Annotated in this window: 24 protein-coding genes; 15 read left to right on the top strand and 9 right to left on the bottom strand. The window is 68.7% G+C overall.

The window, feature by feature from the left end:
• Positions 1-174: 174 nt before the first annotated feature.
• Entirely contained in the window at positions 175-951 is a 777-nt protein-coding gene (locus tag OG905_RS18775) for a GntR family transcriptional regulator (protein ID WP_328673405.1), read from the bottom strand.
• A 180-nt stretch (positions 952-1,131) separates the two neighbouring features.
• Between OG905_RS18775 and OG905_RS18770 the strand changes: the two genes are divergently transcribed.
• The 4 genes from OG905_RS18770 (at position 1,132) to OG905_RS18755 (ending at position 4,708) form a co-directional block, all read left to right on the top strand.
• Positions 1,132-1,494, top strand: coding sequence for an SCO3933 family regulatory protein (locus OG905_RS18770; RefSeq protein ID WP_328673403.1), 363 nt, complete (start codon positions 1,132-1,134; stop codon positions 1,492-1,494).
• Entirely contained in the window at positions 1,494-2,801 is a 1,308-nt protein-coding gene (locus OG905_RS18765) for an FtsK/SpoIIIE domain-containing protein (RefSeq protein WP_328682445.1), read from the top strand. The genes OG905_RS18770 and OG905_RS18765 overlap by 1 nt, the downstream gene beginning before the upstream one ends.
• Positions 2,794-2,988: a hypothetical protein gene (locus OG905_RS18760; protein WP_328673402.1), complete on the top strand. Its 195-nt coding sequence runs from the start codon at positions 2,794-2,796 to the stop codon at positions 2,986-2,988. The genes OG905_RS18765 and OG905_RS18760 overlap by 8 nt, the downstream gene beginning before the upstream one ends.
• Positions 2,989-3,277: 289 nt before the next feature.
• A complete protein-coding gene (locus OG905_RS18755; RefSeq protein WP_328673400.1) occupies positions 3,278-4,708 on the top strand; it encodes a replication initiator in 1,431 nt (476 codons plus the stop codon).
• Positions 4,709-4,889: 181 nt separating this feature from the next.
• Here OG905_RS18755 and OG905_RS18750 read toward each other — a convergent pair whose 3' ends face one another.
• Positions 4,890-6,392, bottom strand: a complete 1,503-nt coding sequence (locus OG905_RS18750; protein ID WP_328673398.1) for a recombinase family protein — start codon at positions 6,390-6,392, stop codon at positions 4,890-4,892.
• A 22-nt stretch (positions 6,393-6,414) separates the two neighbouring features.
• Here OG905_RS18750 and OG905_RS18745 point away from each other — a divergent pair, with 22 nt between their 5' ends.
• Positions 6,415-6,879: a GatB/YqeY domain-containing protein gene (locus OG905_RS18745; RefSeq protein WP_328673396.1), complete on the top strand. Its 465-nt coding sequence runs from the start codon at positions 6,415-6,417 to the stop codon at positions 6,877-6,879.
• Between the two features lie 126 nt (positions 6,880-7,005).
• On the opposite strand, the gene OG905_RS18740 is transcribed toward OG905_RS18745, so the two are convergent.
• Positions 7,006-9,237, bottom strand: a complete 2,232-nt coding sequence (locus OG905_RS18740; protein ID WP_328673394.1) for a transglycosylase domain-containing protein — start codon at positions 9,235-9,237, stop codon at positions 7,006-7,008.
• Positions 9,238-9,631: 394 nt separating this feature from the next.
• Here OG905_RS18740 and OG905_RS18735 point away from each other — a divergent pair, with 394 nt between their 5' ends.
• On the top strand, positions 9,632-9,976 hold the full coding sequence (locus OG905_RS18735) for a WhiB family transcriptional regulator (protein WP_177149633.1): 345 nt from the start codon (positions 9,632-9,634) through the stop codon (positions 9,974-9,976).
• Positions 9,977-10,068: 92 nt separating this feature from the next.
• On the opposite strand, the gene OG905_RS18730 is transcribed toward OG905_RS18735, so the two are convergent.
• Together OG905_RS18730 and OG905_RS18725 are read right to left on the bottom strand one after the other, a co-directional pair.
• On the bottom strand, positions 10,069-11,355 hold the full coding sequence (locus OG905_RS18730; protein WP_328673390.1) for an ArsA family ATPase: 1,287 nt from the start codon (positions 11,353-11,355) through the stop codon (positions 10,069-10,071).
• Positions 11,352-12,314 carry an ArsA family ATPase gene (locus tag OG905_RS18725; RefSeq protein WP_328673388.1) on the bottom strand — a complete coding sequence of 321 codons (963 nt, stop codon included), beginning with the start codon at positions 12,312-12,314 and terminating at the stop codon, positions 11,352-11,354. The genes OG905_RS18730 and OG905_RS18725 overlap by 4 nt, the downstream gene beginning before the upstream one ends.
• 96 nt (positions 12,315-12,410) lie before the next feature.
• On the opposite strand from OG905_RS18725, the gene OG905_RS18720 reads away from it, so the two are divergent.
• From OG905_RS18720 to OG905_RS18695, 6 genes are all read left to right on the top strand, one after another.
• Positions 12,411-12,572 carry a DUF4177 domain-containing protein gene (locus OG905_RS18720; RefSeq protein WP_121891618.1) on the top strand — a complete coding sequence of 54 codons (162 nt, stop codon included), beginning with the start codon at positions 12,411-12,413 and terminating at the stop codon, positions 12,570-12,572.
• A complete protein-coding gene (locus tag OG905_RS18715; RefSeq protein ID WP_324975413.1) occupies positions 12,569-13,039 on the top strand; it encodes a RidA family protein in 471 nt (156 codons plus the stop codon). Before OG905_RS18720 ends, OG905_RS18715 begins: the two co-directional genes overlap by 4 nt.
• A 265-nt stretch (positions 13,040-13,304) precedes the next feature.
• Positions 13,305-16,289 carry a PQQ-dependent sugar dehydrogenase gene (locus tag OG905_RS18710; protein WP_328673375.1) on the top strand — a complete coding sequence of 995 codons (2,985 nt, stop codon included), beginning with the start codon at positions 13,305-13,307 and terminating at the stop codon, positions 16,287-16,289.
• A 96-nt stretch (positions 16,290-16,385) separates the two neighbouring features.
• Complete coding sequence (locus tag OG905_RS18705; protein WP_328673373.1) at positions 16,386-17,255, top strand: NUDIX hydrolase; 870 nt, start codon at positions 16,386-16,388, stop codon at positions 17,253-17,255.
• A 40-nt stretch (positions 17,256-17,295) separates the two neighbouring features.
• Complete coding sequence (locus tag OG905_RS18700) at positions 17,296-18,126, top strand: MBL fold metallo-hydrolase (protein WP_328673371.1); 831 nt, start codon at positions 17,296-17,298, stop codon at positions 18,124-18,126.
• A gap of 138 nt (positions 18,127-18,264) precedes the next feature.
• Positions 18,265-19,149, top strand: a complete 885-nt coding sequence (locus OG905_RS18695; protein WP_328673369.1) for a prohibitin family protein — start codon at positions 18,265-18,267, stop codon at positions 19,147-19,149.
• Between the two features lie 58 nt (positions 19,150-19,207).
• On the opposite strand, the gene OG905_RS18690 is transcribed toward OG905_RS18695, so the two are convergent.
• Complete coding sequence (locus OG905_RS18690; RefSeq protein ID WP_017947815.1) at positions 19,208-19,882, bottom strand: Crp/Fnr family transcriptional regulator; 675 nt, start codon at positions 19,880-19,882, stop codon at positions 19,208-19,210.
• A 263-nt stretch (positions 19,883-20,145) separates the two neighbouring features.
• Here OG905_RS18690 and nth point away from each other — a divergent pair, with 263 nt between their 5' ends.
• The 3 genes from nth to OG905_RS18675 all read left to right on the top strand — a co-directional run bounded on the left by nth (position 20,146) and on the right by OG905_RS18675 (position 23,028).
• Positions 20,146-20,988 carry an endonuclease III gene (gene nth, locus OG905_RS18685; protein ID WP_328673348.1) on the top strand — a complete coding sequence of 281 codons (843 nt, stop codon included), beginning with the start codon at positions 20,146-20,148 and terminating at the stop codon, positions 20,986-20,988.
• A 64-nt stretch (positions 20,989-21,052) separates the two neighbouring features.
• Positions 21,053-21,763 carry an NUDIX hydrolase gene (locus OG905_RS18680; protein ID WP_328673346.1) on the top strand — a complete coding sequence of 237 codons (711 nt, stop codon included), beginning with the start codon at positions 21,053-21,055 and terminating at the stop codon, positions 21,761-21,763.
• Between the two features lie 65 nt (positions 21,764-21,828).
• Entirely contained in the window at positions 21,829-23,028 is a 1,200-nt protein-coding gene (locus tag OG905_RS18675) for a MarP family serine protease (protein ID WP_328682442.1), read from the top strand.
• A gap of 82 nt (positions 23,029-23,110) precedes the next feature.
• Here OG905_RS18675 and OG905_RS18670 read toward each other — a convergent pair whose 3' ends face one another.
• The 3 genes from OG905_RS18670 to OG905_RS18660 form a co-directional block, all read right to left on the bottom strand.
• A complete protein-coding gene (locus tag OG905_RS18670) occupies positions 23,111-23,299 on the bottom strand; it encodes a hypothetical protein (protein WP_328673344.1) in 189 nt (62 codons plus the stop codon).
• A gap of 128 nt (positions 23,300-23,427) precedes the next feature.
• On the bottom strand, positions 23,428-24,357 hold the full coding sequence (locus tag OG905_RS18665; protein ID WP_328673342.1) for an alpha/beta fold hydrolase: 930 nt from the start codon (positions 24,355-24,357) through the stop codon (positions 23,428-23,430).
• A 116-nt stretch (positions 24,358-24,473) separates the two neighbouring features.
• On the bottom strand, positions 24,474-24,923 hold the full coding sequence (locus OG905_RS18660) for a phage holin family protein (RefSeq protein ID WP_328673340.1): 450 nt from the start codon (positions 24,921-24,923) through the stop codon (positions 24,474-24,476).
• Between the last annotated feature and the right edge of the window lie 47 nt (positions 24,924-24,970).

The following is a 24,970-nucleotide window of genomic DNA, read 5'->3' as shown; positions in this document are numbered from 1 at the left end:
CCGGCCTCTCTCTGACGGTTTGGTGTCCGCGCTCGGTGCGCCGCCGCCCGGCCGGGGGCAGCCGGGCGAAGACAAAGGCAGCCCCCGAGCCGGGGGCTGCGGCGCGCGCCGCGCTTGCGCGGCGCCTTGAGTAAGTGAAGAGAGTTTGGACCGATCCAGCCTGTCGGCGGTCTGTCAGTTGCGGACGGCGCGGAGTGTGCGGGGGCTGTCGGCTGTGATGCGGTAGGTGAGTTGGGCCTGGCTGCCGTTGGCGCGGAGCTCTTCGAGGATGAGGGGCTGATGGCCAGCGCCGTGGGTGACGCGCAGGGTGTGGATGACCGGTGTGGCGTCGGGAAGTTCCAGGGCGCTGCGCTCGTCGGCCTGGGGCATGCGGGCTCGTACGGTCTCGGACCAGGTGAGCTTGTGCCCGGCCGCGGTGAGAACGGCGTAGATCTCCTCCGGCGCGGTGTCGGGGGCGTCGGCGAGCGGCGGTGTGTTCTCGGCCGTGGCGAGCGGGATCAGCACGCGGTGCAGCGCGCGGGCGCCTGTGGCCGGATCGATCAGGACGCGGTCGACACCGAAAAGTGCTTCGCCCTCGCCAAGTTCGAGTAGCGGGCCGGTCGTGGCAGTGGTTTCGGTCCGGTACACGGTCGGCTCGTGCGGCTGCCCCCACGGGGCGTGCTCGGGAGCGTATGTTCCGCCGGTGCGGGTGATGGTCCGCTCGATCGTCAGTGGCGGCGTAGGTGTGCCCTTCACGAAGCTGCCCTTGCCGTGCCGCACCTCGATGAGTCCTTCGGACCGCAGTGCCGCGATCGCGTTGCGCACGGTGGGCCGGCTGACTTCGTAGCGCTCGATGAGCTGGGCCTCTGAGGGGAGCGCGCTGCCGGGTGGGAACTCGCCGTCCGCGATGCCTCGCCTGATGGCGGCGGCGACCTGCTGGTACAGGGGTCCGGGGCGCTCGATGCCTGCCATGTCTGTGGCCTCCGCTCATGGGCGCGCGTTAGATGTGGGCGGCTGACGCCCGTCGTGTTACGTCACTCGTCAGCATAAGTGCTTGCCTTCTCGCGTCAAGCCATGCATGGTTGTCACTCGTCAGTACGAGTGACGTCAGGTTGATCCTGGCGCCTGGATGGCCAAGGAGGCCAACTACCCATGCAGTCCATACCTGTGGACACATCCCGGCTCGGCGTACTGCGGTGCGCCGTTGGGCCGGAAGCGAAGGTCAGCAACTTCGAGACGAAGGAGGTGAAGAAGGACCGGGACGGCAACACGATCTACACCGTGGCCGTCATGGTCCGCCAGGAGGGGCGCCGGGTGTCGGTGATCGAGATTTCGGTGACCGGGGAGCCCAAGGGCGTCACGGATGGCACGGAAGTCAGGGTCACGGGCCTGGAGGCGTTCGCCTGGGCGATGGGCGACCGGCACGGGATCAGCTTCCGTGCTGCCGCCATCACGCCCATCCCGGCCGCGGGCGGGAGCACAACCGCCGCTGCCAGTAAGGCGGGTGGCGCGTGATGGGGCCGATCGTGCTCGCGTTCGCGCTCGCCGCACTGGCCTGGTTACTGGTCGCCGGGTCCGCGCTGCGGGAGCGGCACCCGGTGTGGTTCTGGTACCTGACGGGCTACCCGATGACCGTGGTGCGGGTCCTGGCTACTTGGCGCAGGGTCGCGCAGTTCAACGGGCTCACCGTCACTCACAAACCTGCCCGCCGGATCGTGGGCGACCTGGAGGTACGGGGTGAGCCGGTGCACCCCATCGCCCCGCGCATCTCCTTTCCTCGCGCCACACCGACGGGTCTGTCCCTGGTGGTGCGGCTGCATCCGGGGCAGACGCCGGGCCCGTTCATTACGGCAGCGGACGCTCTGATGCACGCCTGGCGTGTGCACGGGGTGCGGGTGACCTCTCCGGAGCGGGGAACCGTGCTGATCACGGCGACGGCCCGGGATCCGCTGGAGCGCCCCGGCCTGGCATCCGCCCCCGTTGAGCTGCTGTGTGCGCTGGTCGGCGTGCTGGAGTCCGGCGGGGCCTGGGTGATGGACCTGCGACAGATTCCCCATTGGCTGATCACCGGGGCGACCCAGTCGGGCAAATCCACTCTCCTTGCCCGGCTGGTGTGCCAACTGGCCCCGCAACCGGTCGCCCTGGTCGGCATCGACTGTAAGGGCGGCATGGAACTCGGGCTGTTCGGCGATCGCCTCACCGCACTCACGACCAGCCGACGTGAGGCGGTGGCCGTCCTCGGCGCGCTGGTGGTCGAGATTCAGGACCGGATGCGCATCTGCCGTGCGGCGGGGGCCCGCTCGATCTGGGAACTGCCCCACACCGTGCGGCCGGTGCCCGTCGTGGTCATCGTCGATGAGCTCGCCGAGCTCTATCTGACAGATGGCACCAGGGAGGGCAAGGCGGAGGCGGAGCAGTGCTCCACCTACCTTCTGCGCCTCGGGCAGCTCGGCGCAGCGCTCGGCGTACATCTCGTGGTCGCCGGGCAACGCGTCGGCTCCGACCTCGGTCCGGGTGTGACCGCGCTGCGCGCTCAGCTGGCCGGACGGATCTGCCACCGCGTCAACGACCCCGGCACAGCCGAGATGACCCTGGGCGACCTCAACAAGGACGCCGTAGCGGTCGCCCAGTCCATCACCTTCCAGGAGAAGGGCGTGGCCGTGTGTACCGGGACGGAAGGCGGTTGGGACCGGGCCCGTTCCCATCTGACCACGACCGAGGAGGCCCGCAAGACCGCCTCTGCCTACGCGGGTATGACGCCCGAACTGCCCGGCCTGGACCAGGCCCTGACGGCCTCGGCTGGGGGTGAGATCCATGAGTGAGGAAGCGTCGATTCCCTTCGCGCTGGTCTTCGGGATCATCACCGTCCTGCTGGTGCGCTCTCGCGATGTGAAGGCGTGGGAAGCCGTGATGATCGGCCTGTTCGGCCTCTACCTCGGCCAGACCCCGGTCATCTTCACTGTCGACGGCCTCGTCACGTGGTTCCTCTCCGGATTCACCCACACCTGACAGGGAGCCGTATGCCGATGCGACGCGTGCGCTGCCCCGTCTGCAAGGGCGAGCGCTACCGCAAGACCCGCACCGGACACCGGCGGCGCTGCCGCTGCTGCCGAGGCACCGGAACCATCCGCTGACCCAACCGACCAACCGACCAACCGCCAACCGGCCAACGCACCGACGCACAGGGAGTGATCGCCATGGACACAGCCCACCCACCAACCGTCCGTGCCGCTTCGGCGGCCCACCAAGGGAGGTCCCCGCCATCACCGCCGAGATCACCTCGGCTGACAGGCGCGCCGTGCTCGACCGCGCGGCGCGTCTGCGTCAGCTCACCGAAGTCGACCAAGACGTCATCCGCCGTGCGCAGGACCAGCAGTTCGCCCGCTGGCTGGAACAAATCACCGCAACCGGCGGCTGCGCCCACCCGATCCACCTCACCGGTGCAACCACCGTCCGCGACACGCACAGCGGCGAAATCCTGCACCACTACGACACCATCGCAGAACCGGGCGAACGGCTCCTCGTCCGCTGCCGCAACCGGCGCGCCACCGTCTGCCGGCCCTGCTCCCGCCTCCACGCCGGAGACACCTTCCACCTCGTGCGGGCCGGACTCGTCGGCGGCAAGAACGTCCCCGCCGACGTACGCCAGCATCCGCGGCTCTTTGTCACTCTTACCGCCCCCGGCTTCGGCCCCGTCCACCACATCACCGAAGGGGAAGAGCGCTGCGGCCCCCGCCGTGGTGCAGGGCGCTGCGAACACGGCCGGGCCGTCGGCTGTTCCGCACGGCACACCGACCTTGACCCGCTCGTCGGTCAGCCGTTGTGTCCCGACTGCTACGACTACCCGGGCCATGTGCTGTGGCACGCGCACACCGGGGAGCTCTGGGCCCGCTTCACTCGCACCGTCCGCCGCACCCTCGCCTCAGCCACCGGGATCGCACAGAGCCGCTTCCCCGACCACGCACGGCTCTCCTTCGCCAAAGTCGCCGAATACCAGAAACGCGCGGCCATCCACGTGCACGCCGTCGTGCGCCTCGACGGCCCGGCCGGTCCCCACGATGCTCCGCCGCCCTGGGCCACCGCCGACGCACTCACCACAGCCGTCCACACTGCCGCTGGCACGGTCACCGTTCACACTCCGTACAGCCCGGCCACCGGCGAACATGCCCTGCGATGGGGTGCCCAGCTCGATACCCGGCCGCTGCGTGCCTTCGGCGACCGTAACGGGCTAGCCGATGACGCAGTCGCCGCGTACGTGGCCAAGTACGTCACCAAGGGCGCAGCCGACACAGCCGCCGGCACCGACTACCGACTGACCTGCGCTGAGGACATCGAGACTGCAGCCGTCTCCCCACACCTGCGATCCCTCATGCGCGCCTGCTGGCGACTCGGCGGCCTCCCGGAATTCGCGCCCCTGCGACTCTGGGCCTGGGCACACACCCTCGGCTACCGCGGCCACATCCTCACCAAATCCCGCGCCTACTCCACCACCTACGCCACCCTGCGCGCCGAACGCGCCGACCACGAACGCACTGCCGCCGGGGGCGAACTCCCCGACGACTCCGGCACGGTCACAGACGCTCACTGGCGCTACATCGGCTCCGGACACACTCCGGGTGCCGCCCTTATGGCTGCCGGAATCGCCGAAGACCTCGCCCGAAACCGCGAGATCGCATCCGTGGAGCTGGAGGAGCCTGGGAGGTGGGGAAATGAGCGCAGCACGACGTGACCCAGCGGTGGAGCGAGCACGACATCTTGAGCGCGTCTGCTCCCGGTTCCCGAGAACGATTAGCGCGGACAATGCCCGTCGGCTGGCTCGCCTTCTCAGACCTCCTGGCGACGAACAGACCAGATAGCAAGGATGGGGCCCGCCTGAGCGCGGGCCCCATCCTCTTTCGTCTCGCGGATCGTCAGAGCGGGTTGGGATCGATGTCCACACGCCCGAAGTCGAAGTACCGGCCCTTCGTGCTTGGCTCGTCGATGATCACCGCGTTGAACAGGAACCGCAGGACGGCATTCATGCGGTCGTACTCCTTGGCCTTCACCAGCTCCCGCCAGTTCTTCCGGGCCTCTGGGCCGACCAGCCCCCGAAGGACCTCGACCGCCGGTCGGACGACGAGCTTGCGCTCAACCTTTGAGATCCGCTCCTCGACCGTCTTCCTCATGGCGCGGTACTCGTGGGTCTTGAGCTCTCGGCTGTCCCACATGTCCTTGAGCTCGGCGAGCTCTTCGCGGTCGGCCTCGATTGTTGCCCGATCCTCCTCCGACAGGACAGCGGCGCTCGCTTGACCCGTCACGTCCAACCCCTCAAGAAGCTTGATCGCAGCATCGCTTACGAACTTCTCCAGCGGAGCGCAGCTGGCGGTCCGGTAGCAGCGGTTCGAATCTGAGCGTGCGGCGCGGTTGCACATGTACTTGCCGCCACTTCCGCCCATTCGATTGCCGCACCCCTTGCAGACAACCAGCCCGCGGAGAATGTAAGGCTGCTTCGGCGCATACTTCCCTCTGTTGGCGGCGGCGCGGTATGCGCGGCGCTCCCGAGCCTCGTCCCATACGCCACGACTGACGATCGCGGGCCAGCCGCCCTGCCCGATCTCCTCGCCACGGAAGATCCGGATGCCTGCAACATGGTGGCTGTCCAGGATGGCCCGCACGTTGAAAGAGTTCCACTCCTTGTTGAGAGCGGTCAGTTCTCCCCGGCGATTGAGGTCCTGGGCAAGAGCCGTGGTCGTCTCGCCATCGAGGTAGCGCGTAAAAATCTCGCGCACGATCTCTGCCTCGGCCGCAATGATGACTGTGCCGCTCTTGTCGTAGCCGTACCGGCGCTTTCCGGTGTGCGGCTTCCCATCCTGTGCACGGTCGATCTGTGAGTCTTTGAGTCGTCGGGAGGTGTCGTCGCTGGACCTGCAAGCGTGCGCTACCTCGATGCGCAGAAAGAACCGGTCATCAGGGTCGGCAAGATCCCGTTGGTTCGCCTGGCCGTGAAGGGTGATGCTGTGGTCATCCGAGATCTGAAGAAGCTCCTCAAGATCGCGAGGCTGCCGCATCAGACGGTCCGGGTGATAGGTCAGGATGTGCCGGACGCCTCCGGACCGTGCCGCATCGAGTAGGGCATCCCACCCCTTCCGCTTCCGGTTGCGCTGCCATGCTGAGCGGTTGTTGTCCACGAAGATCATGTGCTGGTCGACCGTGACTCCGAGCCGCTGCGCGATGTCCCGGCAGATACGCTCTTGACGATCGACGCCCGTCTGGTCGTCATCGTTCACGTGCGAGATCCGGCAGTAGATCGCCGCCGATTCCCCTGTCCAGTCAGCACGGCCGCGCTTGGCTCGCTGTGCTTCGGTTATCCGGGCCAACTTGCGAAGTCGTTCTGAGTCGTTTCTGACCTGCGATATCTCGTTGACCGGGTCCATGCCAAGAGACTATGAAGGAACCATGACTAGCCTCAAGTCCAAGCTCCAGGAAGACCTCACCGCCGCCATCAGGGCGCGCGACGAACTGCGCTCCTCCACACTCCGGCTGACCCTCACCGCGATCACCAAGGAGGAGGTCGGCGGCGAGACGGCGCGCGAACTCTCCGACGACGAGGTGCAGAAGGTGATCGCCAAGGAGGCGAAGAAGCGCCGCGAGGCTGCCGAGGCGTTCCAGCAGGGTGGTCGGACCGAGTCGGCCGAGCGGGAGAAGGCCGAGGGCGAGCTGCTCGACGCGTACCTGCCCAAGCAGCTGTCCGACGACGAGCTGGGCGCGATCGTGGCGCAGGCCGTCGAGGAGGCGAAGGCCGCCGGCGCCGAGGGGCCGCGGGCCATGGGGGCGGTCATGAAGATCGTGAACCCGAAGGTGGCCGGGCGTGCCGAGGGCGGCCGGGTGGCCGCCGCGGTGAAGCAGCTGCTCGCGGGCTGAGCCGCGCACAGACACAGCACGACCGAGGGGACCCGGCCGCCCGGCCGGGTCCCCTCGGTTCGTACACGACTACCTGTACGCGAACTACCTGTACACGACTACCTTTACGCGACTGCTGCGGACTTCTTACGGGAATGCGCCGGTCGTCCCGCCGTTCCCCTGGCCGCGGTTGTTCCCGCCGCCGATCAGGTCCGGCGGGATCGAGATGTCGGGGAAGGGGTCCTGTCCGCCGTTGTCCTGACCCCGGTGGTCACCGTGCTTGCCGTCCTCCGGCTTCTCGGGCTTGTCCTTGGGCGGGTCCGGGATCGGGACGGTGACGAACGGCAGCGCTTCCTTGCCCTCCAGGGCCCCGGTCATCGCGTCGCGCCAGATGGGTCCGGGGACCTGACCGCCGAAGACCTTGTCCTGGTATTCGCCGCCGATGTAGATGTGCTCCATCTTCACCTGCTGGGTGGGGCTGCCGACCCAGACGGCGCCGGACAGGTTCGGGGTGTAGCCGACGAACCAGGCGTTCTTGCGTTCGTCGGTCGTACCCGTCTTGCCCGCGTTGTCACGGCTCTGGAGACCGGCCTGCTGACCCGTACCGGAGTCGATCACTCCGCGCAGCAGGGTGTTGATGGTGTCCGCCGTCTGTTCGGACATGACCTTGCCGCAGGTGGACTTCGGGACCTCGAGGTTCTTGCGGTCGGCCGTCTCGATCGACTCGATCGCGGTCGGGGTGCAGTACGTGCCGCGGTTGGCGAAGGTCGCGTACGCGTTGGCCACGGTCAGCGGCGAGATACCGGTGGAGCCCAGGGTGAGCGCCGAGGGCTCCTCGGGGAGCTTCTTGCCGCTGCCCTGCACCACGCCGAGCTTCTGCGTCATCTCCATGACCGGGCAGAGGCCGATCTCGGCGATCATCTGAACGAAGTAGGTGTTGACCGACTTCGCCATCGCCTCCTTGAGGGCGTACGGACCGACCTCCTTCTCGTTCTCGTTCTTGAGCCGCTGGTTGCCGAGGTTGACCCACGGCTTTCCGCTGCAGGTCGCCACCTGGGAGGGGTAGGGCATCTCGTACGGCGCCGGATACACCTGCGTCGGCGGCTTGCCCTGCTCTATCGCCGCCGCCGCCACGAAGGGCTTGAAGGTCGAGCCGACCGGGAAGCCGTAGTTCGAGCCGCCCATGCCCTGGTTGACCGAGTAGTTGATCTGAGTCTCGGTCTTGCCGAAGCCGTACGGCCTGGACTGGCCCATCGCCACGATCTTGCCGGTGCCGGGCTGGACCATCGTCACCGCGGTGGCGACGTCGTCCGTCTTGTAGACGTGTTCCTTGATCGATTTCTGGGCCGACTTCTGAGCCTGCGGGTCGAGCGTCGTCTTGATCGTCAGGCCGCCCTGGTTCCAGACCTTGGCCCGGTCCTCCTTGGTCTTGCCGAAGACCGGGTCGGACAGGAACACCTCGCGTACGTAGTCACAGAAGAAGCCCGCGCCGCTGACGGCCGTGATGCAGCCGTTCTTCGGTTTGCTGACCTTCAGGCCGATCGGCGCCGCCTTCGCCTTGTCCGCTTCCGCCTGGGTGATGTCGTGGACGTCGGCCATGCGCTGCAGCACGGTGTTGCGACGCTTGGTCGCCTCCTGTGTGTCGTTGACCGGGTCGTAGCGGCTGGGGGACTGCACGATGCCCGCGAGCATCGCCGCCTCCTCCAGCTTCAGGTTCTTGGCGGACTTGGAGAAGTAGCGCTTGGAGGCGGCCTCGATGCCGTACGCCTGCTGCCCGAAGAAGGTGATGTTGAGGTAGTTCTCCAGGATCTTCTTCTTGCCCAGCTCTTCCTCGACCTGGATCGCGTACTTCAGTTCCTGGATCTTGCGGCCGATCGTCTGCTGGGTGGCCTGGGCGACCTTGTCGGGGTCGTCGCCTGCCTCCTCGACGAAGACGTTCTTCACATACTGCTGGGTCAGGGTCGAGGCGCCCTGGGAGACGCCGCCCGACTGGGCGTTGCGGTTGAGCGCGCGCAGGACGCCCTTGAGGTCGATCGCGCCGTGCTCGTAGAAGCGTGAGTCCTCGATCGCGACGATCGCCTGCTGCATGTACGGGGAGACGTCCTTGAGCGACACCACCGTGCGGTCGCGTGAGTAGACCGTGGCGATCTGCCCGCCCTGCGAGTCCAGGATCGTGGTGCGCTGACTCAGCGGCGGAGTCTTGAGATTGGCCGGGATCTCGTCGAATCCCTTGACCGTCCCCTTGGCCGCGAGGCCCAGCGCACCGACGGCGGGCAGGGCGATGCCTGCCAGCACGGCTCCGGAGAGCACGCTGACACCGAGGAACTTGGCGGCCTGCTGGGTCCCTGTCAGACCTCCGCCGGAGCGCTTCTTTGGCATGGGGGCAGCCTACGTTCTCATTCGCCGGACACGCGTATATGCCTTGGCCTAAGCTGCTCACAACTGTCACAGCAGTGCGGTTCTGCATCAAGGCCTTCCCGGATTCCCGCTGTACCCGAAGCTGGCGGGCCGCTGTCCGAATCCGCCTCATGCGTCGCCCGAAGTCCGTTGTGACTCAACTAACCTGTCCTGTTTTGTCGGGATAGTGATGTATGCCCCCAGCTCACTCCCCTGGGTGATCTGCCGCGTACGCATAGTCCGTTCGGGCCATTCAAGATTGGGCCCGAAGGGGGTGTTGCGCTGTGCCCACCTTCCGTAACGTCCTCAACTGGCAGCGGTGAATATGCCGCTGCCGCCGTGGGGGAGCCTCGATTCGGGAGAGGACGGCGCCGGCATGGGCTGGGTAACCGACTGGAGTGCGCAGGCAGCCTGCCGCACTACCGATCCGGATGAACTGTTCGTACAAGGGGCAGCGCAGAACAGGGCCAAGGCGGTGTGCACCGGTTGTCCGGTGCGGACCGAGTGCCTGGCCGATGCGCTCGACAATCGCGTCGAGTTCGGCGTCTGGGGTGGAATGACCGAGCGGGAACGGCGCGCACTGCTGCGCAGGCGTCCCACGGTCACCTCCTGGCGCAGGCTGCTCGAGACCGCGCGTACGGAGTACGAGCGCAGCGCGGGCATCCTGCCCGTGGGCCTCGACGACGACGAGACATACGAGACGTACGCAGCGGTGGGGTAGCCCACCGCTGTTTGTTTACACGGCGCTTCTCATACGGCGTCTCATACGGCGCTTGTCTTCACGGCGTCTGTGTCTGTGTACACGGCGTCCGACTACACAGCTCCGGCCGGAGCGGAACCGCCGGTCGCGAGCCGGTCACCGATGGCCCGCAGCCCCGCGAGATCGTGTACATCGCCGGGCAGGGCGGGCACTTGGGCCACCGCCACCTCGGGGTGGAGCGCGGTGAAACGGTCGCGCGTGCGCTGTTCGCGCGCGAGCACCTGCATCCGTTCTGCGTGCAGGCGCAGCAGACCCGCCGTCAGCTGTTCTGTGGTGTGGTCCGCGGGGGTGTGTTCCTCGAGAGTCGTGCCGTCCACGGGGGTGCCGTCCACGGGCTGGGATTCGGGAGAGGCGGCCGTGGAGTCACGAACACCAGTCTTCCCGGACCTTTGATCCACAATGCGGCCCTCGTCAAGATTTTCTGCGGCCGCCAGCGCCCGCTCGGCCGACAGACGGGCGGCGCCGCTGCCATGGACCCGGTTGAGCACCAGGCCGGCCAACGGCATCTCCTCCGCCGCCAGCCGCTCCACGAAGTACGCCGCCTCCCGCAGCGCGTCCCTCTCCGGCGCCGCGACCACCAGGAAGGCCGTTCCGGGTGCCTGCAGCAGCCGGTAGGTGGCATCGGCGCGGGTGCGGAAGCCGCCGAACATGGTGTCCATCGCGGCGACGAACGTCTGCACATCGCGAAGGAGTTGACCGCCGAGCAGTTTGCCGAGCGTCCCCGTCATCATCGACATGCCGACATTGAGGAACTTCATCCCCGCCCGGCCGCCCATCTTCGCCGGCGCCATCAGCAGCTTGATGAACTTCCCGTCCAGGAAGGACCCGAGACGCCCGGGCGCATCGAGGAAGTCCAGCGCCGAGCGCGAGGGCGGAGTGTCGACGACGATCAGGTCCCACTCGTCACGCGCGCGCAGCTGCCCCAGCTTCTCCATCGCCATGTACTCCTGCGTGCCCGCGAAACCGGCCGACAGGGACTGGTAGAAGGGGTTCTCCAGGATCGCCCGGGCCCGCTCGGCGTCCGCGTGGGCCTCGACGATCTCGTCGAAGGTCCGCTTCATGTCGAGCATCATGGCGTGCAGTTCGCCCTCGCCCTCGATGCCCTTGACCCGGCGCGGGGTGTTGTCCAGGGAGTCGATGCCCATGGACTGGGCGAGCCTGCGGGCCGGGTCGATGGTGAGGACGACGACCTTGCGGCCGCGCTCTGCCGCCCGTACGCCAAGGGCCGCGGCGGTCGTGGTCTTGCCGACGCCTCCCGCGCCGCAGCACACGATGATGCGGGTCGCGGGGTCGTCGATCAGCGGGTCGACTTCCAGAGCGGCCGCCGCGTCCAGGGTCATGAGCCGGTTCCTTGCTTCCGCAGTTCCTTCGACAGCCGGTAGAGCCCCGCCAGGTCGACTCCCTCGCTCAGCAGGGGGAGTTCGTACGTCGGCAGGCCGAGGCCGGCCAGTGCCGCGCGCTGCTCGCGCTCCAGCTCCACGCGCTGGGCGTGGTCGGCGGCCTGCTCCAGGAGCGGAGTGACGAGCTTCGCCGAGCCGCTGACGCCCGCCGTCGTCAGCGCCTTGGCGATGTCCGCGCGCCGGTCGCCCGCGGCGTGGCGCACCGCCTCCTCGTCGAGGATGTGGGGGCGCACCATGTTCACGATGACCTTGCCGACGGGCAGGTCGGCGGCGCGCAGCTCGGCGATGCCGTCCGCGGTCTCCTGGACGGGCATCTCCTCAAGGAGCGTCACCAGATGGACCGCGGTCTCGGGGGACTTGAGTACGCGCATCACGGCCTGGGCCTGATTGTGTATCGGGCCGAACTTGGCCAGGCCCGCCACCTCGTCGTTCACATTGAGGAAGCGTGTGATGCGGCCGGTGGGCGGGGCGTCCATCACCACGTAGTCGTAGACGTACGGGCCCTGCTTGGTCCTGCGGCGTACGGCCTCGCAGGCCTTGCCGGTCAGCAGTACGTCCCGGACACCGGGCGCGATGGTCGTCGCGAAGTCGATCGCGCCGAGCTTTTTGAGCGCGCGGCCCGCGCTGCCCAGTTTGTAGAACATCTGGAGGTAGTCGAGGAGCGCGCGCTCGGCGTCGATGGCCAGCGCGAACACCTCGCCGCCGCCCGACGAGACGGCGATTTTCCGCTCCTCGTAAGGAAGCGCCTCCGTCTCGAAGAGCTGTGCGATGCCCTGTCTGCCCTCGACCTCGACAAGGAGAGTGCGCTTTCCCTCGGTTGCGAGGGCCAGCGCGAGGGCGGCGGCCACCGTCGTCTTACCGGTACCACCCTTGCCGCTGACGACCTGGAGCCTGCTCACGTATTCGAGCCTAACCAGTCGGGCTGTCGCCCATGCAGGAGGCTGCCTGCGGGCTGCGTCACGAGGCGGGCGGCAGGTGCGGCTACAGTCGGCTCCATGACCAAGTGGGAATACGCGACCGTGCCCCTTCTCGTGCACGCGACCAAGCAGATTCTGGACACCTGGGGCGAGGACGGCTGGGAGCTCGTCCAGGTCGTTCCCGGGCCGAACAACCCCGAGCAGCTCGTGGCGTATCTGAAGCGGGAGAAGCAGTCGTGAGCGGCGCTGTCGAGGCGAAGCTCGCCGAGCTCGGGCTGACGCTGCCGGAGGTCGTGCCGCCGCTGGCCGCGTACCAGCCGGCTGTGAGGTCGGGTGCGTACGTCTACACCGCGGGCCAGCTCCCGATGGTGGAGGGCAAACTTCCGGTCACCGGCAAGGTGGGCGCCGAGGTCACCCCCGAGGAGGCCAAGGAGCTTGCGCGCACCTGTGGGCTGAACGCGCTGGCCGCCGTGAAATCGGTCGTCGGCGACCTGGACCGGATCGCCCGCGTCGTGAAGGTTGTCGGCTTTGTCGCTTCGGCCGCGGACTTCACCGGACAGCCCGCCGTGCTCAACGGCACCAGCGAGCTGCTCGGCGCGGTGTTCGGTGACAAGGGTGTGCACGCGCGCAGCGCGGTGGGCGTCGCGGTGCTGCCGCTGGACGCACCGGTCGAGGTCGAGATCCAGGTGGAGCTCGTCCAGGACTGACGCGCCGTTCAGGACTGACACGCCGTTCAGGACTGACGCACCGTGCGGGACTGACTGATCGTTCAGCACGGAGCGGAGCTTGTACGGAGCCGAAGCTCCTGGTCAAGCGCCGTATGTGGCCCCGTGTCCGCCGGTTTTCCGGCGGATGCGGGGCCACACTCGTCTTCGGTATTCCCTTGCATCTCTCTTGACGTGGACGCGTCGACGGGTGTGACCTGTCCATGGTTAGGAACGTTTCCTAACCATCTGAACGCAGGAGGGATCCGTGGCACCAACCCCCCGCCAGTCGCGCAGATCGGTCGGCGCTGCCCTCGTGGCCGCGGCCACCGCAGCGTTAACCGTGGCCCTTCCGGCCCTGAGCACTGCCCAGCCCGCCGCCCGAACGACCGTGAACGCCGCACCCGTCCGCTATGAAGCCGAATCGGCAGCCATCTCCCAGGGCGCCGCCGAGTCCAACCACACCGGATTCTCCGGCACCGGCTTCGTCAACTACACCAATGTCGCCGGCGGCTATGTCGAGTTCACCGTGGACGCCCCCGCCGCGGGCAGCGCCACCCTGGCCCTCGGCTTCGCCAACGGCACCACCGGCAACCGCCCGCTGAACATATCGGTCAACGGCAGCGCCGCCGCGGCCAATCTGGCCTTCCAGCCCACCGGCGCCTGGACCACCTGGTCCACCGTGACCACCACGGTCACGCTCAAGGCGGGCACCAACACCGTCCGCGCCACCGCCACCGCCACCGAGGGCGGCCCCAACCTGGACTTCATCGACGTCACTCCCGCCGACGGCCAGGCAGGCACCGACTACGAGGCCGAGTCCGGGACGATCTCCCAGGGCGCCGTCGAGTCCAACCACTCCGGGTACTCCGGCACCGGCTTCGTCAACTTCCAGGCCGTGGCGGGCGCCTCCGTGGAATTCACCGTCGACTCCGCGCAGGCCGCGGGCGCCAAGCTGGACTTCCGCTATGCCAACGGCTCCACCGCGAGCCGCGCGATGGACATCACGGTGAACGGCACCTCGGTCGCCGACGACCTCGCCTTCCCCGTCACCGGCGCCTGGACCACCTGGAAGACCGTCACCGCCAACGCGGCGCTCAAGGCGGGTGCCAACAAGATCCGCGCCACCACCTCCGCGGGCGACGGCCCGAACCTGGACAAGCTCACCGTCACCGCGAGCGGCCCGGCCGACACCGAGAAGCCGACTCCGCCCGCCAATCTGCGCAAGGACAAGGAGCCGACCGCGAGCACGGTCTCGCTGGCCTGGGACGCGTCCACCGACAACGTCAAGGTCATCGGCTACGACATCTACCAGCACGGCCAGCTGATGAAGAGCGTCGACGGCAGCACGCTCGCCGCCACGGTGGAGGGCCTCAACCCCGAGACCTCGTACGACTGGACGGTGTTCGCCCGTGACGCCGCAGCCAATGTCTCGGCCGCGAGCAACGCCGTCACCATCGCCACCCTGCCCGCCCCGCCGGACAACGAGGCGCCGAGCATCCCGGGCAGTCTGCGCTCCACCGGAAAGACCGCGACCAGCGTCGACCTCGCCTGGAACCCCTCCACGGACAATGTGAAGGTCACCGGGTACGACATCTACCGCGACGGCGCGGCCGCCGGAACCTCCGACTCCGCGTCGACGACCATCGCGGGCCTGAAGGCCAACACCGCGTACAAATTCAAGGTCAGGGCCTTCGACCTGAAGGGCAACAAGTCCGAGTTCGGCCCGGAGATCACTGTCACGACCGGCGGCAGCCAGCCCGGCGGCGTCCCCGACCCGGGTACCGTCTCCACCCTCGCCAGTGGCGTGGACGTGGCCTGGGGCCTGGGCTTCCTCCCCGACGGCTCCGGCATCTACACCGAGCGGAACACCTTCAACGTCTACCGGCTCACCAAGTCGGGCCAGAAGACGCTGATCGGCAAGGTCCCCAACGCGGTCGGCACAGGCGGTGAGGGCGGACTGCTCGGCATCGAGATCAGCCCCAGCTTCACGACGGACCACTATCTCTACTTCACCCACTCCGCGTCCGAGGGCAACCGCATCGTGCGGATGAAGTACGAGAACAACGCGCTCAGCGACTACAAGATCTTGCTCCAGGGCATGGAGAAGAGCCGCTTCCACAACGGCGGACGGCTGCGCTTCGGTCCGGACGGCAAGCTGTACGCGTCGATGGGCGACGCCCAGAGCGGCAGCCGGGCGCAGGACAAGAACTCGCTCAACGGCAAGATCCTGCGCATCAACCCCGACGGCACCGTCCCCTCGGACAACCCCTTCGGCAACGCCGTCTGGTCGCTAGGCCACCGCAACCCCCAGGGCCTGGACTTCGACTCCCAGGGCCGCCTGTGGCAGGCGGAGTTCGGCAACAGCACCATGGACGAGGTCAACCTGATCCAGAAGGGCGGCAACTACGGCTGGCCCAACTGCGAGGGCACCAGCGGAAGTTGCTCCGGCTACATCGCACCCAAGAAGACCTGGCCCACCTCCTCGGCCTCACCCAGCGGCCTGACCATCATCAACGACCACGTCTTCGTCGCCACCACCGTCGGCGAGCGCGTCTACCGGCTGCGCATCGACGCGAATTCGAACCTGGTGGACCAGAAGACGTACTTCCAGGGCACCTACGACCGGCTGCGCACCGTCGAGGTCGACCACGACGGCGACATCTGGCTCACCACGTCGACCGACAAGGACGGCACGGCGGGCAACGACCGGGTCCTCTTGATCGACATCGTCTACTCGGGCGGCAATCCGCAGCCCGGCGAGTTCAAGCTGACCAGCAGCGCCTTCAACGACGACGCCACCATCCCGGCGAAGTACACCTGCGCCGGGGACGGTACGGCGGGCCAGGATCCGTCGCCGCCGCTGGCCTGGGGCGCGGGAAGCTCCGGGGCGAAGAGCTACGCCATCGTCTTCGCCGACGTCGCCAACAGCGGAAACAAGCTGCACTGGGCGATCTGGGACATCCCGGCGGCCAAGCTCGCCCTCCCCGAGGGTCTCGGATCGGGCTTCGACGTCCCCGGCCAGGACGGCGCCAAGCAGAAGGCGATGGGCAGCGGGGCGAACGCGCAGAAGTTCTTCGGGCCGTGCCCCGGAGGCTCGACGCACCCGTACACGTTCACTCTGTACGCGGTGAACTCGGCGACCGTGCCCGGGATCGGCTCGGGTTCGTCGATGGCCCAGGTCGAAACGGCGATCAAGAACGCGAGTACCGCGAATGTGAAGCTCCGCGGCAACTCCAACGCCGGCACCTGAGCCCGGGCACCTGAGGCACGGTTCCAGGGGCGGTTCGAGGGGCGGCACTCACGGCCGCCCCTCGAACATCCCGACGAGAGCGGATAGCCTCCGGCCATGTCCAATGGTCAGTGGTACCCGCCGGAGTGGCCGGACCGGATTCGCGCACTCGCGAGCGGTGAGCTCACCGCCGTGACGCCGAAGCGGGCTGCGACCGTGATGCTGTTGCGCGACGCCGCGGACGGCCCCGCCGTCCACATGCTGCGCCGACGCGCCTCCATGGCCTTCGCCGGAGGCGCGTACGCCTATCCCGGCGGCGGCGTCGACCCGCGCGACCACGACCATCTGGTGCGCTGGGCGGGTCCCTCGCTGCAGACCTGGGCCGACCGTCTCGGCGTGGACCAGGCATCGGCCCAGGCCATCGTGTGCGCGGCCGTGCGCGAGACGTACGAGGAGGCGGGGGTCCTTCTCGCGGGCGAGACGCCCGGCACGGTCGTCGGCGACACGACGGGCGACGACTGGGAGGCCGACCGGCGGGCGCTGGTCGAGCGGGAGCTCTCCTTCGCGGACTTTCTGGACCGGCGGGGCCTGGTACTGCGCTCGGACCTCCTTGCCGCATGGGCGCGGTGGATCACCCCCGAGTTCGAGCCGCGGCGCTACGACACCTGGTTCTTCGTGGCCGCCCTGCCCGAGGGCCAGCGGACGCGGAACGCGTCGACGGAGGCGGACCGCACCGTCTGGATCCGCCCGGCCGAAGGGGCCGCGGGCTACGACAAGGGCGATCTGCTGATGATGCCGCCCACGGTCGCCACGCTGCGGGCGCTGGAGCCGTACCGGGCGGCCGCGGACGCGCTCGCCGCCGCCGGGGAGCAGGACCTCACTCCCGTACTGGCCCAGGCACGGCTGGACGACCAGGGGCAGCTCGTGCTGAGCTGGCCGGGCCACGACGAGTTCACCAAGCACATCCCGACGGAGGGCTCGCGATGACGGAGAACGCCGCCATACGGCGGCGTGCCGGAGGTGCGCGATGACCGAAGCAGCCGCTCTGCCCGGGCAGCCGCGCGGAGGCGTGCTCTCGGGGCCTGCCACCGCACGCGCCATGAATGTCCTCGCGCCCAATGCCTCCGCCATGACCCTCGACGGCACGAACACCTGGATCGTCTCCGAGCCCGACTCCGAGCTCGCCGTCGTCATCGACCCGGGCCCTCTCGACGACGGCCATCTGCAGACCGTCGTCGCGACCGCCGAGAAGGCGGGCAAGCGGGTCGCCCTGACCCTGCTCACCCACGGCCACCCCGACCACGCGGAGGGCGCCGTCCGGTTCGCGGAGCTGACGGGTACGAAGGTCCGCGCCCTCGACCCAGCGCTGCGGCTCGGCGACGAAGGGCTCGCCGCGGGCGAGGTGATCCGGGTCGGCGGCCTCGAAATGCGGGTCGTCCCGACGCCGGGCCACACCGCCGACTCGCTCTGTTTCCATCTGCCGGCCGACCGGGCCGTACTGACCGGCGACACGATCCTCGGGCGCGGCACGACGGTCGTCGCCCACCCGGACGGGCGGCTCGGCGACTACCTCGACTCACTGCGCAGGCTGCGCTCGCTCACGGTCGACGACGGGGTGCACACGGTCCTGCCGGGCCACGGGCCCGTGCTCGACGACGCACAGGGCGCGGTCGAGTTCTATCTGGCCCACCGGGCGCACCGCCTCGCCCAGGTGGAGACGGCCGTCGAGGACGGGCACGTCAGCGCGGCCGATGTGGTGGCGCACGTGTACGCGGACGTGGACAGGTCGCTGTGGCCGGCGGCGGAGCTGTCGGTGCGGGCGCAGCTGGAGTATCTGCGCGAGCACGGCCTGATCTGAACCCGTCCTGATCCGAGTCCTGTCCTGATCTGAACCCTGTTCCGGCCGGAAACCGCCGGCAGGCCCCCAGGCGACGGGTTCATTGGCCCGTGCTTTACGCTCCGCTTACTTATCGACACCGTTCCTGGGGGGACCAGCGTGTTCGTGCTCTTCATCCTGCTCGTCATCGTGGCAGCCGTGCTGTTCTTCGTCGGCCGCGGCAGCGAAAAGCGCGGGCTCAAGCTCGGCGCGCTCGGGGCGCTGCTCGCGGGCCTCTTCGCGGGGATCGCCAGCTGTGTGCATGTCATCAGCGCCTATGAGGTGGGCGTCCCGGTCACCTTCGGCAAGGTCGGCTCGCCCATGACGCCGGGGGTGAACATCACCTCACCCTTCACCAACGTCACGACCTTCTCCACCCGCCCCGTGGACCTCAACCTCTCCGACAAGGAAGTGGTCGAGGTGCGCTCCTCGCAGGGCGGTGTGATGTACGCGGAGCTCACCGTGAAGTGGGCGGTGACGCCCGCCAAGGCCGTCGAGCTCTACCGGCTCGCGGGCAGCGAGGACGCGATTCAGCAGCGCCTGGTCTTCCCGGACAGCCGGGAGATCGTCCGTAACGTCTTCGCCCGCCACACCAGCGAAGAGGGCTACAGCTCGGCCCGGGAGACGATCAACAGCGAGATCGCCGACCGGATCAAGGAGCGGCTCGCCCCCCGCGGGATCGACGTCACCACCGTCAATCTGCGCAATGTGAAGCCGTCCGACCGGCTCCAGGACCAGATCGACCGCAAGATCCAGCAGCAGCAGGCGACCGAGCGGGCGACGGAAGCGGCACGCACGGCCAAGGCGGAGGCCGAGCGCCGCCGGATCGAGGCCGAGGGCATCGCCAGGGCCAACAAGATCCTGAACAACTCGCTCACCGACAAGGTGCTGACCAACCAGTGCATCGACGCCTTCAAGGAGGCGGCGGCGAAGCACCCGGTGTACGCCGTGCCCTGCGGCGGCGGAAGCGCCAACCCGCTGATCGTGGACGGCACCAAGAACTGAGGCAGACATGCGGGAAGGGCCGCTCCCGGTGGGGGCGGCCCTTCCCGTACGAGACGACTCAGCGCGAACGCTTGGCGAGGCGCTCCACATCCAGCAGGATCACGGCCCGCGCCTCCAGCCGCAGCCAGCCGCGCTGCGCGAAGTCGGCCAGCGCCTTGTTCACGGTCTCGCGGGAGGCGCCGACCAGCTGGGCCAGCTCTTCCTGGGTCAGGTCGTGGACGACGTGAATGCCCTCCTCCGACTGCACGCCGAAGCGGCGCGACAGGTCCAGGAGCGCACGGGCCACACGGCCCGGTACGTCGGAGAAGACCAGGTCGGACATCTGGTCGTTGGTCTTGCGCAGTCGCCGGGCGACGGCGCGCAGCAGCGCGGTGGCCACCTCCGGCCGGGCGTTCAGCCAGGGCTGCAGATCGCCGTGGCCGAGGCCGAGGAGCTTCACCTCGGTCAGCGCGGTGGCGGTCGCGGTGCGCGGGCCGGGGTCGAAGAGGGACAGCTCGCCGATCAGCTCGCCCGGGCCGAGGACGGCGAGCATGTTCTCGCGGCCGTCGGGGGACGTGCGGTGGAGCTTGACCTTGCCTTCGGTTACCACGTAGAGGCGGTCGCCGGGGTCGCCCTCGTGGAAGAGCGCGTCGCCGCGGGCGAGCGTCACTTCACTCATCGAGGCGCGGAGCTCCGCGGCCTGCTCGTCATCGAGCGCCGCGAAGAGCGGGGCGCGCCGCAGAACGTCGTCCACGTGTTCTCTCCTTGTCGACCTGCTCAGGGACCGTGGCCCATGATGCCGGACCACGCACCCGAGGTGCGGGCGCAGGTCGGATCCCTGGCCGTAAAACCGTGCGATCAATCACACCAAGTCTGACGCACTGGAGCGCCTGTTCGTGCGGCAGGGGCCCGATTGGGTCCTGATTGGCTGTGACCGGGGCGGATGTCAGTGCGGGCCCGTAGGCTGACCGGGTGTCCAATTCGCCGGTGAGAGCGCAGGCCAAGGGGGCTGGGAGCGTGTCCGGAAAGCAGAATTCCGCTGTGGGCGAACAGTCCTCGCTCGGCCCTAAGAAAACGAGCAAATCGCCCAAACCGGAATCGCGGCTGGCCATGGTCCGCCGCGCGCGCCGGATCAATCGGGAGCTCGCCGAGGTCTATCCGTACGCCCACCCGGAGCTGGACTTCACCAACCCCTTCGAGCTGCTCGTCGCCACGGTCCTGTCCGCCCAGACGACGGACCTGCGGGTGAACCAGACCACGCCCGCGCTCTTCGCGAAGTACCCGACACCCGAGGATCTCGCCGCCGCGAATCCGGAGGAGGTCGAGGAGCTCATCCGCCCGACAGGGTTCTTCCGGGCCAAGACCAAGTCGATCATGGGCCTCGCCACCGCGATCCGCGACGACTTCGGCGGCAAGGTCCCCGGCCGCCTCGACGACCTGGTGAAACTGCCGGGAGTGGGCCGCAAGACGGCGTTCGTGGTCCTCGGCAATGCGTTCTCAGTGCCCGGCATCACCGTCGACACCCACTTCCAGCGCCTGGTGCGCCGCTGGAAGCTCACCGAGCAGGAGGACCCGGTGAAGATCGAGGCGGAGATGGCCGCGATCTTCCCCAAGAGCGAGTGGACGATGCTCTCGCACCGGGTGATCTTCCACGGCCGCCGTATGTGCCACGCCCGCAAGCCCGCCTGCGGCGTCTGCCCGATCGCGCACCTCTGCCCGGCGTACGGAGAGGGCGAGACGGACCCCGAGAAGGCGAAGAAGCTGCTCAAGTACGAGAAGGGCGGCCAGCCCGGCCAGCGCCTGAACCCGCCCCCGGACTACCCGGGCAAGCCGGCCCCGCCGCTCGGGGCGGGCGGGTGACGTCCCCGAGAAGGAGCGACGGAACGATCCACGCGCCCCGAGGCGTTGTGAACGAGGGGTGCCGATGATGCGCGCAGGAGAAGAGACGTACGAGCAGAACTACGACCACGAGGTGGTCGTCACCACCGACGGTCTGCCCGCCTGGCTCGACCCCGTCGTGCGCGCCGCGGACACCGTCGAGCCCGAGCAGCTCAGCCGTTTTCTGCCGCCCGAGAGCGGCCGCGGTCGGCAGTCCGCCGTCCTGATCCTGCTCGGCGAGGGTGACAAGGGGCCCGAGCTGCTGCTCATGGAGCGCGCCGGGAGCCTGCGCTCGCATCCCGGGCAGCCCTCCTTCCCCGGCGGTGCGCTCGATCCCGAGGACGGCGATCCGGCCACCACCGGGCCGCTCCGTGCCGCGCTGCGCGAGGCCGAGGAGGAGACCGGCCTCGACCCGGCGGGCGTCCAGATCTTCGGCGTGCTGCCCAAGCTCTACATCCCGGTGAGCAGTTTCGTCGTCACGCCCGTACTGGGATGGTGGCGCACCCCGAGCCCGGTCGGAGCGGTCGACCCCGCCGAGACCGCGCGGGTCTTCACCGTGCCCGTGGTGGATCTCACGGACCCGGCCAACCGTGCGACGGCCGTGCACCCGAGCGGGCACAGCGGTCCGGCGTTTATGGTCGAGGGGGCTCTGGTCTGGGGTTTTACCGCGGGTGTGATCGACCGCATTCTGCATTTCGCCGGATGGGAACGACCATGGGACCGCGCCAAGCAGGTCCCGCTCGACTGGCGCTCATGACAGGCTGAACCCAGCCGCTCCAGCCGGACGGAGCAGGCGCCGACGAATCTGCGAGGCAAATGACGGTGAACGTGCTGGACATTCTGTTGCTGGTCGCCGCCGTGTGGTTCGCGATCGTCGGCTACCGACAGGGTTTCGTCGTCGGCATCCTTTCGGTGATCGGTTTCCTCGGTGGCGGTCTCGTCGCCGTGTATCTGCTGCCCGTGCTCTGGGGTCAGCTGACGAACGATTCCGACGTGTCCACCACGGCAGCGGTCGTGGCCGTCGTCATCGTGATCGTCTGCGCCTCGGTGGGGCAGGCCTTCACCACCCACCTCGGCAACAAACTCCGCCGGTACATCACCTGGACGCCCGCGCGTGCCCTGGACGCGACCGGGGGCGCGCTGGTCAACGTCGTGGCGATGCTGCTGGTCGCGTGGCTGATCGGTTCCGCACTCGCCGGAACCGCCCTGCCGACGCTCGGCAAGGAGGTCCGCAGCTCCAAGGTGCTGCTCGGGGTCTCCCGGGTGATGCCCAGTCAGGCGAACACCTGGTTCACGGACTTTTCCTCCGTTCTCGCGCAGAACGGCTTCCCGCAGGTCTTCAGCCCGTTCTCGAACGAGCCCATCACCGAGGTCCAGGCGCCCGACCCGGCGCTCGCGGGCAGCCCGGTGGCCGCCCGCGCCCAGCGGTCCATCGTCAAGGTCGTCGGCACGGCCCAGAGCTGCGGCAAGGTGCTCGAAGGCACGGGCTTCGTCTTCTCCGACCGCCGCGTGATGACCAATGCGCATGTCGTCGGCGGCGTGGACGAGCCGACCGTCCAGATCGGCGGTGAGGGCAAGCTGTACGACGCGAAGGTCGTGCTCTACGACTGGCAGCGCGACATCGCCGTACTGGACGTGCCCGATCTGAAGGCGCGACCGCTCCAGTTCGCCGACACCGACGCCCGCAGCGGCAACAGCGCGATCGTCGCGGGCTTCCCGGAGAACGGCTCGTACGACGTGCGCTCGGCCCGCGTCCGCGGCCGGATCAACGCCAACGGCCCGGACATCTACCACCGCGGCACGGTGCGCCGTGACGTCTACTCCCTGTTCACGACGGTCCGTCAGGGCAACTCCGGCGGCCCGCTGCTCACGCCCGACGGCAGGGTGTACGGCGTGATCTTCGCCCGTTCGCTGGACGACCCGGACACCGGTTACGCGCTGTCGGTCGACGAGATCCGCGAGGACATCTCGTTCGGCCTGACCGCGAACCAGCAGGTCGACAGCCAGGAGTGCGCGCTGTAGCGGTCAGCCGTACGGGGTGCTGTACGGGGCGGCGCTAGGCCGTACGAGGAGCTGTACGGGTCAGCCCTGAGCCGCCTGGGCGTCAGCCGCGGGTATGCCGCAGCCGCGCCGAGACCCAGCGGGCCCGGCGGCGCAGGATGCGCGGAATGCCGATCCCCTGCCCGGGATACTCATGGCCCTCACCTTGGGGGCCACCCCTCTCGCGGGTGACCGGCCCGTTGGCCGAGCGGCGGTTGCGTGCTGCGTCACCGTAGTCGTACGTCCAGCCCATACACCGACGTGTGCCCGTGCCCCATGGTCGGTAACCGCGCCGGGGGCGGCCAATTGGCCTATGCGCCGGGCAATTGGCTGTTCGTCGTACAAGCGTTCAAGGTTGTGGGTGCACGGGAACCCACCGGGCTAGCGGTCGGGCTCCGGGTCCTTCAGCCAGGCGATGAGTTCCTTGGAGAACCCGGCCGGATCCTCCTCGTGAGGAAAGTGGCCGAGGCCGTCGAACAGCCGCCAGCGGTACGGCGCTTCCACGTACTCGCCCGAGCCCGCCGCGCTGCGCGTCCGCATCGCCGGGTCCAGCGAGCCGTGCAGATGCAGCGTAGGCACCCGCACCGGGCGCTTCATCCGGCGGTTGAACTGGATCCCGTCCGGCCGCGCCATCGACCGCACCATCCACCGGTACGGCTCGATCGAGCAGTGCGCCGTCGACGGGATGCTCATCGCCCGCCGGTAGACGTCGATCTCGTCCGCCTCCGGCAGCTGCGGCCCGGACCAGTCCTGGATGAGCCGGCCCACCAAGGCCGCGTCGTCCGCGACGAGCTGACGCTCCGGAATCCATGGCCGCTGGAAGCCCCAGATGTACGAGCCCGCCCGGCTCTGCGAGAAGTCGGAGAGCATCGCGGACCGCCAGCGCCGGGGGTGCGGCATCGAGGAGACCGCGAGCCGGCGCACCAGCTTGGGCCGCATCACCGCCGCGGTCCACGCCAGATAGCCGCCGAGGTCGTGGCCCACCAGCGCCGCGTCCGGCTCGCCGAGCGAGCGCACCACGCCGGTGATGTCGAGCGCGAGGTTCGCGGGGTCGTAACCCCGCGGCGTACGGTCGCTGCCGCCCACGCCCCGCAAATCCATCGCAACCGCCCGGAACCCGGCGTCGGCGAGTGCGGTCAGCTGATGCCGCCAGGTCCACCAGAACTGCGGAAAGCCGTGCAGCAGCAACACCAGCGGCCCATCGCCCATCTCGGCGATATGGAAGCGCGCACCATTGGCCGCCACGTCGCGATGGGTCCAAGGACCATCGATGCGTACGGGGCTTCCAGAACCGGTATCAGGGGCCGTCATGCAGTCGAGCGTGCCACACCCGAGCACCCCACGGTCGCCATGCCCACCCGAGAGGGAGCGACGGGCGAGACCCAGAGGATGCTCCGCCGGTGCTCACGGCCCCGCGACCGTGGTCCTCAGACCGCGACCTTGTCCTGCGCCGGGCGGGTGTGCGGCTTGACGCCCTGCAGTACGGCGGCCGTCTGTTTGGCCGACGCGATGGACTTCTCCGGCGGCTTGACCTTCTTGAACTTGGCCACGGCCAGCACCGCGAGCAGCCCCGCGAGCAGCAGATAGGCCCCGCCCACGATCAGGAACGACCACGCCAGGCCGAGACCCAGATTGTGGATCCCGTACACCGCCGCGAAGCTCAGCACCGGCAGCGAGAAGAGCACGAACACTCCCGCGACAGTGAACGCCGCGCCGCCCATCACGCCGCGCCTGACGTCCTGCCGCAGTTCCGCCTTGGCCAGGGCGATCTCGTCGTGCACGAGCGCGGACATCTCGGCGGTCGCCGAGGCGACCAGCTGGCCGAGACTGCGCTCGGCGCCGACGACGTTCGCCGCGGTGTTGCCGGGGTCGCTCATCGCTGACTCCCTCTCCTCATCGGCGGATCCGATGTCAGTTCCGATCT

The sequence above is a fragment of the Streptomyces sp. NBC_00322 genome, assembly GCF_036147535.1.
In the GTDB taxonomy this organism is placed as follows: domain Bacteria; phylum Actinomycetota; class Actinomycetes; order Streptomycetales; family Streptomycetaceae; genus Streptomyces.
Note: the sequence above shows the minus strand (reverse complement) of the source record. Positions and strands in the feature narration are given on the sequence as shown.